This is a genomic window from Paenibacillus oceani, from assembly GCF_014705615.1.
GTDB classification, from domain to species: domain Bacteria; phylum Bacillota; class Bacilli; order Paenibacillales; family NBRC-103111; genus Paenibacillus_AB; species Paenibacillus_AB oceani.
Genome location: NZ_JACXJA010000008.1, coordinates 13,589 through 26,385 on the forward strand (window position 1 = coordinate 13,589; position 12,797 = coordinate 26,385).

Genomic DNA, 12,797 nt, shown 5'->3' on the forward strand with positions numbered 1-12,797 from the left:
TGTCCAGTGTCCGAGCGACTTTTTCAAAAAGGCCAATATCTTTATTCCAAAATGGTATAAAGTGAGGTATAATGAAATTGTCTAGGGGAGGACGGATTACAATGGGGAACTTACGGAGTACTACGAAGCAGCTCGGGCCCATATTATGGACATTTCTTAAAATCGCTCCGGTTACGTTCGGGGGCGGCTATGCGATGATCCCGGTTTTGGAGAAGGAAGCCGTTCATAAACAGGGCTGGATCAAGCAGGAGGAAATCAGCGACGTGCTGGCCGTATCGCAGACGATACCCGGCGCCGTCGCATTAAACGCCGCCTCGTTCATCGGTTACCGGGTCGCGGGCATAAGCGGCGCCGTTATGGCCGTAATCGGCATGATGCTGCCGACCTTTCTGATCGTGACGGGACTTGCGACGCTACTCCTGTCGCTGCAGGATAACGTGAAAGTGGCAGCCGCGCTGCAAGGCATGAAGCCTGCAGTGGTGGCGATGATCGTATACGCCGGATACCGCGTGTCGAAGACCGCTCTAACCGATAAATGGACCACTCTGATCGCGATTGCGGCCGCCGCTGTGCTGCTGCTCAAGTTCGTTTCGCCGATACTCGTTATTTTGCTCGGCGCTTTGGCGGGAATCGGGATCGGATTGTGGAAGAATCGCCACGGAGGGGGCCGCAGGCCGGCCCAAGGCCCGTATAGAGAGCCCGACTACTTTATTGGAGAGGGCATATAAGGGCGGCGGAGAGGGGAGGAATAGCGCGATGCTGGCGGAGCTGTTCGTCACATTTTTATTAATCGGATTCGTATCGGTCGGCGGCGGCTATTCGATGGTTTCGGTAATCGAGCACGAAGCGGTTACGCAGGGATGGATGAATGCGGACACATTTTCTGGTATGATTGCAGTAGCGGGAGCATCGCCCGGGCCGATAGCGACCAATATAGCCATTATGGTAGGCTATTACACGCAAGGCTGGGCAGGTGCAGCCGTTTCCGCGATCGGGATGACGCTGCCGTCGCTGCTGCTCGTTATTGCGGCGGGTATGCTGTTCGCCAAATTTCACCGTCACGGGATAGTGGAATCGGCGTTTTACGGACTGCGGCCGATTGTCGCAGCGCTGATTTTTTATGCGGCCTACAGGCTGCTTCTGAACGGCGGCGCCATCTTTGCATTCGATTGGAATACGGTTTGGTTTCTCGCCATATTCGCCGGCGCTTTTATCGCCCTTATGCGCTTTCGGGTGCATCCCCTCGCGGTAATTGCCGTATCCGGCCTGGTGGGTGTAACGGTGTATGCCTAATTTGGAGGATTGGATTCCGAACCGGAAGGCAAAACAGATCTTCGCGGAAATCCGGAGAAAAGGAATCGTTTCAAAATTTGATTTGCTGGAGCTGGACGGACTGACGTCGAGCACATTGACGAGGATGTTGGAGGAGCTCGCCTCATCGGGATGGATCGAGGAAAGCGGACTCGGCGAGTCGTCCGGCGGGAGACGGCCGCTGCTGTACAGGCTGAACCCGCATCGCGGATACGTATTCGGGCTGGACGTCTCCAGAGCTTCGACCCGGCTCGTCCTGTGCGATTTGCAGCTCGAGAAGCTGGATTCCGTCTCCTGGCAGATGACGGACCGGTTGACCCCTGATTTGCTGCTCGGCGAAATTGCCGGCGCTGCCAAACGGATGATTGAGAAGCATGCGCTCGATCGGGAGCGCTTTTTGGGTTTGGGCATCGCCGCAGTCGGCCCGGTTGACCGGACCAAGGGGATGATGCTGAACCCGCATTCCTTTCCGGCGGAAGGCTGGAGCCAGGTGCCGATCGGCCCGAGGCTCGAGCAGGAGCTGGGCGTTCCCGTGCTGCTCGATAATGGAGCCAATACCGCATTACTGGCCGAATATTGGGCCGGATCTCCGCAGCAGTACCGTCATCTGCTGTACGTCCGAGCCGGGGTCGGTATTCGCTCGGCGATGATGTCGAACGGTCAGCTCGTATACGGGGCGGTAGATATGGAAGGATCGGTCGGGCATATGATTATCCAGACGGACGGCCCGCCACATCCGGAACGGTCGCACGTATACGGCTGCCTCGAATCGTTCGTTTCCATTCCGGTGTTGGAGAAGCAGGCGGCTGTCCGCTTGAAGCAAGGCCGCAGAAGCGTGTTGGGCGACTGGGTCCAGCACCCCGACGAGGTTGAATTTCAGCATTTGCTGAAAGCTTTATCGGCCGACGACAGGCTGGTCACCGAGCTGTTTACGCAAGCCGCCACTTTTTTCGGGATCGGACTATCCAATCTTTTGAACATTTTGCACCCGGAGAAAGTGATTTTAGGCGGCCCGCTCATTACGACCAACGAGCTGTTTTACCAGATCAGTACCCAGGTGGCGTTAAAAAATACGTTGTATTATCCGACCTACCCGGTTACGTTCACAAGAGGCAAGCTGTCGGACGACGCGCTGGCGGTCGGAGCGGCGGCGATGGTGATCGATCGGCTGACGCTTTGAAAACGTTTCATCGGAGCGCTCCCGAGTTGCTTGACAAGCTTCTTTCGCAAAAGCTAAAATGAGGGTGTACACGCCGTTTTCGCCGGATTACGCCCTTTTTTCCTTTTATGCAGGTTTTCGCCGCCCCTTACGGCGGAAATCCGCGGAAAGCGTGTCGTTTTGACCGGTCTTGCAACCGGAGGTCATGGATTGAATGAAGTGGAAAGCAACCGGAATAAAAAACCGAATATCCCAAGCTAACCCTTGGAGGCTTCAACGAGGAGGTGAACAAGATGGACATTGTCATCACAATCGTGATCGCTCTCGTTGTTGGCGCTATATGCTTTGGGATTGGTTATTTTATCCGCAAGTCCCTCGCTGAGGCGAAAATCTCCAGTGCGGAAGAAGCTGCCCGTCAGCTGATCGAAGCGGCTAAGAAAGAAGCCGAAGCTCAGAAGAAGGAAGCTGTACTGGAAGCGAAGGACGAAATTCATAAACTTCGCGCCGAAGCTGAAAAAGACATTCGTGAACGTCGGAATGAAACTCAACGGCAAGAAAGACGATTGTTGCAAAAAGAGGAAACGCTGGATAAAAAAATGGAATCCCTCGAGCGTAAAGAGGAGCAAGTCGCCAACAAAGAGAAGCGGATTGACGAGACGCAATCTCAAATTGACCAGCTGTACCGTTCTCAAGTAGCCGAGCTGGAGCGCATATCCGCGCTGACGATGGAAGAGGCGAAGCAACTCATTTTGTCCTCCGTCGAGCAAGAGGTGCGGCATGAGACGGCACAATTGATCAAAGACATCGAGAACCAGGCGAAGGAAGAAGCCGAGAAACGTGCGCGCGAGATCATTACACTGGCGATTCAGCGCTGTGCCGCAGACCATGTAGCGGAAACGACAGTGTCTGTAGTGGCGCTTCCGAACGAAGAGATGAAGGGCCGCATTATCGGACGCGAAGGCCGCAACATTCGTGCGCTGGAGACGTTGACGGGGATCGACCTCATCATCGACGATACGCCGGAGGCGGTCATCTTGTCCGGCTTCGATCCGATCCGGAGAGAAATTGCCCGGACTTCGCTTGAAAAGTTAGTAGCGGACGGACGAATCCATCCGGCGCGAATCGAAGAGATGGTAGAGAAATCGCGCAAGGAAGTGGACGAACGGATCCGCGAGTATGGCGAACAGGCAACGTTCGAGACAGGCGTTCATGGACTGCATCCGGATCTGATCAAAATACTCGGCCGGTTGAAGTTCCGTACGAGCTACGGGCAGAACGTCCTGAAGCATTCGATGGAAGTCGCTTATTTGGCCGGTCTGATGGCAGGCGAGTTGGGAGAAGACGTCACGTTGGCGAAACGGGCCGGGCTTCTTCACGACATCGGCAAAGCGCTTGACCATGAAGTCGAAGGCTCTCATGTCGAGATTGGCGTCGAGATCGGCAAAAAGTACAAGGAACACCCGGTCGTCGTAAACAGCATCGCTTCCCACCATGGGGACTGCGAGGCAACCTCCGTAATCGCCATGCTGGTCGGCGCAGCGGACGCCTTGTCGGCTGCCAGACCGGGCGCGCGCAGAGAGACGCTGGAGACGTACATCAAGCGGCTCGAGAAGCTGGAGGAGATTACCGAATCGTTCGACGGCGTCGAGAAGTCGTACGCCATCCAGGCGGGCCGCGAAGTTCGCGTTATGGTACAGCCGGAGAAGATCGACGATACGGAAGCGTTCCGGTTGGCACGCGATATTACGAAGAAGATCGAAAGCGAGCTCGATTATCCGGGTCATATCAAAGTGACGGTAATTCGTGAGACGCGGGCCGTCGAGTACGCGAAGTAATAGTCGAACAACCAGCATCCGAAACGAAAGCGAGAAGTGGCTATCCGGCCACTTCTCCTTTGCTTTTGCCGGGGGGCCGTATAAGGCCGGCTGACGGTTATGGCCCGCCCGGTACCGATGAAGGAGGAGAGTTCCATACGCATCTTGTTTATAGGGGATATTGTCGGAGGCTCCGGCCGCAGAGCGGTGAAGACGCAGCTGCCCGAGTTGAAGCGCAAATACGATCCCGCCTTTATCGTAGTGAACGGTGAGAATGCGGCCGGCGGCCGCGGCATCACGGCGCAAATCGCCAAAGAGCTGTTCGAGCTCGGCGTCCATGGCATTACGATGGGGAACCATACTTGGGACAACAAAGACATCTTCAATTTTATCGAGGAGGAGGCCCGGATCGTCCGTCCGGCCAATTATCCGCCCGGCACACCGGGCGAAGGAATGACGATTCTGAAAAACAAGGCGGGCAAAGAGCTGGCGATCGTCAATTTGATGGGCCGCACCTTTTTGCCTCCGCTGGACTGCCCGTTTCAGACGATCGATTCGATCCTCGATAAGCTCAAAAAGAAGCAGAAACATATATTCGTCGACTTCCACGCGGAGGCGACTTCCGAAAAAATCGCCATGGGCTGGCATCTCGACGGGAAAGTGTCGGCCGTTGTCGGGACGCATACCCATGTGCAGACCCACGACGAGCGAATCCTGCCGCAGGGGACCGGGTACGTGACCGATGTCGGCATGACCGGAGCCAGGGACGGCGTGCTCGGCATGGAGCGGGAAGCGGTGCTGCAGAAGTTCAAAACCCAACTGCCCATCCGGTTTACGGCTGACGAAGGCAAATGGCAGCTTCACGCCGTTGTGATCGACCTGGACGCAGGGAGCGGAATGGCCAAAAAAATCGAGCTGGTCCGCCGGTTCGAGACGGAGATGATTTTCGAGTAGATGGAAGCAGCGGGGAAGAGGACGCGGGGCGAATAGTCATTACCGGCAGCAGCCGGCGCCCCTCCTTCCCGGTCTCCGCCTCCGTAGCTTGACGCAACACAGCTAGTGAATGCGGCGGCGGTCTGAGGTGCGGGAGCGCCATGTATCCAACAATTGCGTGAATTGACAGAAACTTTTGAAATTTAATGTGGTTTACTACTTGTCGGAAGAAGGAATTATTCCAGAACTGCACGAATAGTGTAGTAGTGGAATTCATCCAACATTCCCGAGGAGGTCTAGCCATGGAAGTATTAAAAGTTTCAGCAAAGTCCAATCCCAACTCCGTTGCGGGTGCATTGGCCGGCGTATTGCGCGAGCGAGGCGGGGCGGAACTTCAAGCCATTGGCGCTGGAGCGTTGAATCAGGCTATCAAGGCTGTAGCGATTGCACGAGGATTCGTAGCACCGAGCGGCGTAGATTTGATTTGCATCCCGGCCTTCACGGATATAGTTATTGACGGCGAAGATCGCACCGCGATCAAGCTGATTGTCGAACCGCGTTAGAACGCGATGCTTGCAAGCAAGCCTATAGTAAAACGATTGATATAAAGCTCCTGTAAGGGGCTTTTTTTGCGGCCCGCGAAAAGGTTACGTTCGCATACATACGGAAAGTCGATTATCCGAAATCGGGAAGGGGACGGACATGATGACGGTTATTGATGCGCATTGCGACGTTTTAAGCAAGCTTCTGCTTGATCCGACGATCTGTTTTGCAGGAAACGACTCGCGGCTGGACGTGACAAAGGATAAGCTGCAGCAGGCAGGTTCGGCGATGCAATGTTTTGCGATATGGATATCGGAAAGCTTGCCGGAATCGAATATGGAGCAGATAAGGACTTGTGCCGAGCTGTTTCACAGTCGGATTATCGAGCAAGCCGGAATGGTAGCCGTCCGCTCATCCGAAGATTTGCAGGCGGCGGTGCGAGCAGGGCGCCCGGGAGCGCTGCTGACACTGGAAGGCGCGGATGCGCTGAACGGCCGTGTCGACCACGTCCGGGAGCTGTACCGGCTCGGCGTCCGGATGCTCGGGTTGACCTGGAATTTTGCGAACTGGGCTGCAGACGGCGTATCCGAGCCGCGAAACGGCGGATTAACGATAAAAGGGCGGCGCCTTGTTAAAGAATGCGATTCCTTGGGAATAATAATAGATGTGTCTCATTTGGCCGAACGCAGCTTCTGGGAAGTTGCAGAGTTAAGCGGGAAGGCTTTCGTCGCCTCGCATTCCAACGTTTTCGAGCTATGCGTGCATGCGCGCAACCTGAACAAGCGGCAAATCACGTGTATCGCCGAACGCGGAGGCGTGATCGGCATCAACTTTTTTCCACCGTTTGTAAGCGCAAACGAATCGGCGACGATCGATGAGGTGGTCCGGCATATCGAGACGGTTTGCGAATGGGGAGGCGAGCGGGCGGCTGCGCTGGGAGCTGATTTCGACGGAATCGGCAAAAAGGTGCCGGGCTTGGAAGACCCGTCCGGCTACGCCCGGCTCGAGGAAGCGCTATCGAAACGGATGTCCGCGGAGCTTGTGGAGCGGGTCATGTTTCGCAATTGGTATGAATATTTTGTGACGGCCCTGCCAAAATCAGAATGCTAGTCGGCAGATCAATCTAATCCCGAGATGGATTCGATCTAATATAGCTATGTTTCAAATATGTACAAATCGCTTGCATTTTCCTGTCCGAAAGCATAAAATCTTTTAAGAATGCCGAGGTCTCATTAACGGTGTAGCGCTTTCAAAATGTTAGGTTTTGCGATGATTCGAATCTATCATCCCATCACCGAAGGACACAGTTTAAAGGAGTGGACGTTGTGATCGAGCAGTTGTCATGGAAAGTCGGAGGGCAGCAAGGGGAAGGCGTTGAAAGTACGGACCGCATCTTCTCCACCGCCTTAAATCGTCTTGGCTACTATCTGTACGGCTACAGACATTTCTCTTCCCGGATTAAGGGCGGACATACGAACAACAAAATCCGGATCAGTACGAAGCCGATTCGGGCGATTTCCGACGATCTGGACATATTGGTCGCGTTCGACCAAGAAACCATCGATTTGAATGCGCACGAGCTTCGCGCGGGCGGCGTTGTCGTCGCTGACGCCAAGTTTAATCCCACATTGCCGGAAGGTATAGACGCACGTCTGTTCCCAGTTCCGATTACCGCGATTGCGGAAGATTTGGGAACGGCGCTGTTTAAAAATATGGCGGCATCCGGTGCCTCTTGGGCATTGCTCGGATTGCCTCTCGAAGTGTTCAACAAAGCCGTCGAAGAAGAATTCGGCCGTAAAGGTCCTGCAGTTGTCGAGAAAAACGTCGAAGCGGTCAAACGTGCGGCGGACTTCGTAATCGAGCTGGCCGGCGGTCCTTTGGAAGAGTTCAAACTGGCGGAAGCGGACGGATCGCAGAAGCTGTTCATTATCGGAAACGACGCGATCGGACTTGGCGCGGTAGCCGCCGGCTGCCGTTTCATGCCGGCATATCCCATCACACCGGCTTCCGAGATTATGGAATATTTGATCAAGCGCCTGCCTAAGTTCGGCGGCACTGTCATCCAAACCGAAGACGAGATCGCAGCCGTCACGATGGCGATCGGCGCCAACTACGGCGGCGTGCGCGCGCTGACCGCTTCCGCGGGTCCCGGACTATCGCTGATGATGGAAGCGATCGGTCTTGCCGGCATGACCGAGACGCCTGTCGTTATCGTCAACACGCAGCGCGGCGGTCCGAGCACGGGTCTTCCGACCAAGCAGGAGCAGAGCGACTTGAACGCGATGGTATACGGAACTCACGGCGAGATTCCAAAAATCGTCATCGCCCCTGCTACAGTTGAAGATTGCTTCTACGACACGATTGAAGCGTTCAACCTGGCGGAGAAATACCAATGCCCGGTAATTATTATGACCGACCTGCAGCTCTCTCTCGGCAAGCAATCTTCCGAACTGCTGGATTACAACAAAATCGTCATCGATCGCGGCAACCTGGTGACCGACGTTCCGAAGCAGGAGGACGGCAAGCTGTTCAAACGGTACGAATTTACCGAAGACGGCGTTTCCCCTCGCGTACTGCCTGGCGAACCCGGCGGCTTGCACCACGTTACCGGCGTAGAGCATGACGAGACCGGCCGTCCGTCGGAAAGCCCGATCAACCGTCAGAAGATGATGGACAAACGTCTCGCCAAGCTCAAAAGTTTGAAGCTTGCGAACGCAGTCGTATCCGACGCTCCGCACGACAATGCGGACCTGCTGATCATCGGTATGGGATCAACAGGCGGTACGATCGACGAGGCGAGAGCAAGATTGGCTAAGGAAGGAATGAAGACGAACCATTCGACCGTCCGTCTGATCCATCCGTTCCCTGTGGACGAAGTGGCCGCTCAGATCGCCAAAGCGAAAAAAGTCGTCGTTATTGAAAACAACGCCACAGGTCAGCTGGCTGAGCAAATCAAGCTGCATGTGGGACACGATAAAATTACGAGTATGCTGAAATACGACGGAACGCCGTTCCTGCCTTCGGAAGTTTACAAACATTGCAAGGAGCTGAACTAAGATGGCGACATTAAAAGATTTCAGAAATAACGTAAAGCCGAACTGGTGCCCGGGCTGCGGCGACTTCGCCGTACAAGCTGCGATCCAGAGAGCGGCTGCAAACGTCGGTCTGGAGCCTGAAAACTTGGCTGTCGTATCCGGTATCGGCTGTTCCGGCCGTATCTCGGGCTACATTAACTGTTACGGCTTCCACGGCATTCACGGCCGTTCGCTGCCGATCGCACAAGGGCTCAAGATGGCTAACCGCGAGCTGACGGTTATCGCTTCCGGCGGTGACGGAGACGGCTTCGCCATCGGTCTTGGCCATACGGTTCACGCGATCCGCCGCAATATCGATATGACCTATATCGTTATGGACAACCAGATTTACGGGCTGACCAAAGGGCAAAACTCCCCGCGCAGCGCGAAAGGGTTCGTCAATGCGAAATATACGCCGCAAGGCTCGATCGAGTCCGAGCTCGCTCCGCTCGAGATGGCTCTTGCAGCAGGCGCTACTTATGTCGCCCAGTCGTTCTCCAGCAACCTGAAGCAGTTGACGGCCGTCATCGAAGCGGGCATTCAGCATAAAGGCTTCTCGTTCATCAATATTTTCAGCCCATGCGTAACGTTCAACAAGTTCAACACGTATGAGTGGTTCAAGGAAAACATCGTCGACCTCGACGAAATTCCGGACTACAACCCGAACGACCGCGTTATGGCGATGACGAAAATTATGGAAACGAACGGTATGCTGACCGGGATTATCTATCAGAACAAAGAAAAGCAAAGCTACGAGGAGATGGTTCCGGGCTTCAAGCCGGAAGCGCTCGCCAAGCAAAATATGAAAATTACGGAAGCCGAGTTCGACAAGCTTGTCGCCGAATTCCGTTAAGAAGCGTGAACGAAAGACATGTGATCACGGTCACATGTCTTTTTTCTACATTAGCTTATAATGGAAAGCGAGAAGTGCGATACTAGAGTATCGCATACAGATCAGAGCCGCATCTCAGAGAGGAGCTTTACGATGAGCATGGAGAAAATCGTTCCGGTCGGGGTATCCGCCCGTCATATTCATTTATCGCAGGAGCATGTTGATACTTTATTTGGTGCGGGCTACGAGCTGAAGCCGATGAAGCCGCTGTCCCAGCCGGGCCAGTTTGCAGCAGAAGAGACGGTAGCCGTATTTGGACCGAAAGGGAAATTCGACAAAGTGCGGATTTTGGGTCCCGCGCGCAAAGCGTCGCAAATCGAAATTTCCAAGACGGATTCGTTCCAGCTTGGCATCGATGCTCCCGTCCGGGAGTCGGGCAATATCGAAGGGACACCGGGCATTACAGTGAAAGGCCCTGCGGGTGAGGTCGTGCTCGATCGTGGCGTCATCATCGCAGCCAGACATATTCATTTTCATACGAAGGAAGCCGCCGAATGGGGCATCCGGGACAAGCAGCTGCTGCGGGTAAGAGTCGGGGGCACCCGTCCTCTAGTCTTCGAAGATGTGATCGCCAGAATTTCCGACCAGTTTGCGCTTGATATGCATATCGATACGGATGAAGCGAACGCGGCCGGCATCAAAAATGGCGAGACCGCTGTTATATTGGATTGATTAGCCGAAGGGGATTTCCCCGCTCGGCTTTTTGTTTTTTTGACTAGCTCCCCCAGCATTTATTTTGTCAGATAGGGAGGAATAATGGTATAATGGAATAATGACTGGATGCGGAAAGGAAGTGGAATTGTTGAAAAAGGAATTGACCCTCTTGGACGAGAAACAAACGAAGTCCGACAAGGACTATTCGATATATTTCCAACCGCCTTCATTAAAAGATGCAAAAAAGCGGGGCAAAGAGGATATCGCCGTTCACTACGAGTCGGCTATTCCGGAAGACATGAAGACGGTCGGCACCGGCAAGAAATATTTGATCCGTACGTACGGCTGCCAAATGAATGAACACGATACCGAGGTTATGAAGGGCATGCTGGAGGAGATGGGCTACGAGTCGACGGAAGAGAAGCTCGATGCCGATATCATCCTGCTGAATACGTGTGCGATCCGGGAGAACGCCGAAGATAAAGTGTTCGGCGAGCTCGGCCATCTGAAGACGCTGAAGCAGCAGAAGCCTGGGCTTATTTTGGGCGTATGCGGCTGTATGTCGCAGGAAGAATCGGTGGTCAACCGGATCATGCAAAAGCATGCGTTCGTTGATATCATCTTCGGCACGCACAATATCCACCGGCTGCCGGTGCTTCTGAAGGAAGCGTATTACGGCAAAGAGATGGTCGTCGAAGTATGGTCCAAAGAAGGCGACATCATCGAGAACTTGCCCAAAAAACGCGAAGGCATGAAAGCATGGGTTAACATCATGTACGGCTGCGACAAGTTCTGTACGTACTGCATCGTGCCGTATACGCGCGGCAAGGAACGGAGCCGTCGTCCGCATGACGTGCTGGCGGAGATCCGCGATCTGGCGCGGCAAGGGTTTAAAGAAATTACGCTGCTCGGCCAAAACGTGAACGCATACGGCAAAGACTTTGACGATATCTCGTATTCGTTCGGCGATTTGATGGACGACGTGCGCAAGATCGATATCCCGCGTATCCGCTTTACGACGTCCCACCCGAGAGATTTCGACGATCGGCTGATCGAGGTGCTGGCGAAGCGGGGCAATCTGGTGGAGCATATTCATTTGCCGGTCCAATCCGGCAATACCGAAGTGCTCAAGCTCATGAGCCGTAAATATTCGCGCGAGCATTACTTGGACCTCGTCCGTAAAATACGCGTTGCCATTCCGGACGCGATGCTGACCACGGACATTATCGTCGGATTCCCGGGCGAGACGGAGGAGCAGTTCCAGGACACGCTCTCGCTCGTTCGCGAGGTTCGGTACGATTCGGCTTTCACCTTCATCTACTCTCCGCGTGACGGCACGCCTGCGGCGGCGATGGAGGATAACGTGCCTGAAGAAGTCAAGAAAGACCGCTTGAAGCGTCTTAACGATCTATTGAATGTGATCAGCCGCGAGCAGAATGAGCAGCTCCGGGGGCAGACGCTGGAAGTGCTCGTCGAAGGCGAGAGCAGGACGAACCCGGATGTGCTGGCCGGACGGACGAGAACGAACAAGCTGGTCCATTTCCGCGGCTCGAAAGAGTTAGCCGGTCAATTCGTCCAAGTGACGATTACGGAGCCGCAGACATGGGTTCTCAAGGGCGAGCTGGTCACTTCACAGCCTGCCAAAGTCGTTTAATCCAAATTCGATATACGAATAGAAACGTAGGAGTGAATAGAATGGCAGGACAGCACGGGGCACATACCCACGATCACGATCACGACCATAATCACGAGCATGGTCATTCTTGCGCCAATCCGCCTCACGATATGGAGAGCTACAGCAAGACGGATTTAATCGTACGCGACGATATTATGGCCAAAGCGAAAGAGCTCGCTCACCTGATTTCTACGACGGATGAAGTCCTTATGTTCCAAAAGGCAGAGAAACAGGTTCAGTCCAACACCGAAATTCAGGATTTGATCAAGCTGATCAAAAAACGGCAAAAAGAAGCGGTTGCATTCGAGCGATTCCAAAACCAGAAGATGGTCGACAAGATCAACGGAGAGCTGGAAGAGCTGCAGGACAAGCTGGACGATTATCCGATCGTCACGCAGTTCAAGCAGACCCAGGAAGATATCAATTATTTGCTGCAACTCGTCGTTGGCGTTATCCGCGATACGGTATCCGAGAAAATACAGGTCGAGGAAGGTTCAGTCGAACCCGCCAGCAACTGCAGCGATTGATCGGATCGCCTTTCCGTCCCCGTCCACTTGCTAATCGAAGTGACGGGTCAAACGTCGCCGTGTACAAGGGGGTACGTCGGATCATTGCCGTCGTGACCCTTTTTTTATGAGCTGAGTATACATTTTCAGCTAAAGTGAATCCTTGCTGCCCGCAAGAAAAGCTACCCTTACAAAAGGTCATTCCAAGTGGAAAAGCTTGTTTATCGTTCAGGAGC

General features: G+C 54.2%; 12 protein-coding genes. All 12 read left to right on the forward strand.

Annotated features, from left to right (window positions below; translation table 11 throughout):
• Window positions 1–101: 101 nt before the first annotated feature.
• The 12 genes from IDH45_RS08500 (at window position 102) to IDH45_RS08555 (ending at window position 12,582) form a co-directional block, all read left to right on the forward strand.
• A complete protein-coding gene (locus IDH45_RS08500) occupies window positions 102–728 on the forward strand; it encodes a chromate transporter (RefSeq protein WP_190926550.1) in 627 nt (208 codons plus the stop codon).
• 28 nt (window positions 729–756) lie between these two features.
• Window positions 757–1,293 (forward strand): chromate transporter, encoded by a 537-nt coding sequence (locus IDH45_RS08505; RefSeq protein WP_190926552.1) that lies wholly within the window; start codon window positions 757–759, stop codon window positions 1,291–1,293.
• Window positions 1,286–2,491, forward strand: a complete 1,206-nt coding sequence (locus IDH45_RS08510; RefSeq protein WP_190926554.1) for an ROK family protein — start codon at window positions 1,286–1,288, stop codon at window positions 2,489–2,491. Before IDH45_RS08505 ends, IDH45_RS08510 begins: the two co-directional genes overlap by 8 nt.
• Window positions 2,492–2,763: 272 nt before the next feature.
• On the forward strand, window positions 2,764–4,305 hold the full coding sequence (gene rny / locus IDH45_RS08515) for a ribonuclease Y (RefSeq protein WP_190926556.1): 1,542 nt from the start codon (window positions 2,764–2,766) through the stop codon (window positions 4,303–4,305).
• 135 nt (window positions 4,306–4,440) lie between these two features.
• On the forward strand, window positions 4,441–5,238 hold the full coding sequence (locus tag IDH45_RS08520) for a TIGR00282 family metallophosphoesterase (RefSeq protein WP_190926763.1): 798 nt from the start codon (window positions 4,441–4,443) through the stop codon (window positions 5,236–5,238).
• Between the two features lie 281 nt (window positions 5,239–5,519).
• On the forward strand, window positions 5,520–5,780 hold the full coding sequence (locus tag IDH45_RS08525) for a stage V sporulation protein S (protein WP_006211249.1): 261 nt from the start codon (window positions 5,520–5,522) through the stop codon (window positions 5,778–5,780).
• A gap of 139 nt (window positions 5,781–5,919) precedes the next feature.
• The gene (locus IDH45_RS08530; protein ID WP_190926558.1) at window positions 5,920–6,870 is read left to right on the forward strand and encodes a dipeptidase; all 951 of its coding nucleotides are present in this window, start codon (window positions 5,920–5,922) and stop codon (window positions 6,868–6,870) included.
• Between the two features lie 215 nt (window positions 6,871–7,085).
• A complete protein-coding gene (locus tag IDH45_RS08535; protein WP_190926560.1) occupies window positions 7,086–8,816 on the forward strand; it encodes a 2-oxoacid:acceptor oxidoreductase subunit alpha in 1,731 nt (576 codons plus the stop codon).
• 1 nt (window position 8,817) lies between these two features.
• A complete protein-coding gene (locus tag IDH45_RS08540) occupies window positions 8,818–9,687 on the forward strand; it encodes a 2-oxoacid:ferredoxin oxidoreductase subunit beta (protein WP_190926561.1) in 870 nt (289 codons plus the stop codon).
• A 138-nt stretch (window positions 9,688–9,825) separates the two neighbouring features.
• On the forward strand, window positions 9,826–10,398 hold the full coding sequence (gene pduL / locus IDH45_RS08545; RefSeq protein WP_190926764.1) for a phosphate propanoyltransferase: 573 nt from the start codon (window positions 9,826–9,828) through the stop codon (window positions 10,396–10,398).
• A gap of 130 nt (window positions 10,399–10,528) precedes the next feature.
• Window positions 10,529–12,034, forward strand: a complete 1,506-nt coding sequence (miaB, locus tag IDH45_RS08550) for a tRNA (N6-isopentenyl adenosine(37)-C2)-methylthiotransferase MiaB (RefSeq protein ID WP_397327003.1) — start codon at window positions 10,529–10,531, stop codon at window positions 12,032–12,034.
• Between the two features lie 41 nt (window positions 12,035–12,075).
• Window positions 12,076–12,582 carry a RicAFT regulatory complex protein RicA family protein gene (locus IDH45_RS08555; protein ID WP_397327004.1) on the forward strand — a complete coding sequence of 169 codons (507 nt, stop codon included), beginning with the start codon at window positions 12,076–12,078 and terminating at the stop codon, window positions 12,580–12,582.
• Window positions 12,583–12,797: the final 215 nt, after the last annotated feature.

What these genes read in the sequence shown, in the direction of transcription:
- IDH45_RS08500 (WP_190926550.1), top strand. Translation starts at nt 102, where the DNA reads ATGGGGAACTTACGGAGTACTACGAAGCAGCTCGGGCCCATATTATGG.
- IDH45_RS08505 (WP_190926552.1), top strand. Translation starts at nt 757, where the DNA reads ATGCTGGCGGAGCTGTTCGTCACATTTTTATTAATCGGATTCGTATCG.
- IDH45_RS08510 (WP_190926554.1), top strand. Translation starts at nt 1,286, where the DNA reads ATGCCTAATTTGGAGGATTGGATTCCGAACCGGAAGGCAAAACAGATC.
- rny (WP_190926556.1), top strand. Translation starts at nt 2,764, where the DNA reads ATGGACATTGTCATCACAATCGTGATCGCTCTCGTTGTTGGCGCTATA.
- IDH45_RS08525 (WP_006211249.1), top strand. Translation starts at nt 5,520, where the DNA reads ATGGAAGTATTAAAAGTTTCAGCAAAGTCCAATCCCAACTCCGTTGCG.
- IDH45_RS08530 (WP_190926558.1), top strand. Translation starts at nt 5,920, where the DNA reads ATGATGACGGTTATTGATGCGCATTGCGACGTTTTAAGCAAGCTTCTG.
- IDH45_RS08540 (WP_190926561.1), top strand. Translation starts at nt 8,818, where the DNA reads ATGGCGACATTAAAAGATTTCAGAAATAACGTAAAGCCGAACTGGTGC.
- pduL (WP_190926764.1), top strand. Translation starts at nt 9,826, where the DNA reads ATGGAGAAAATCGTTCCGGTCGGGGTATCCGCCCGTCATATTCATTTA.
- IDH45_RS08555 (WP_397327004.1), top strand. Translation starts at nt 12,076, where the DNA reads ATGGCAGGACAGCACGGGGCACATACCCACGATCACGATCACGACCAT.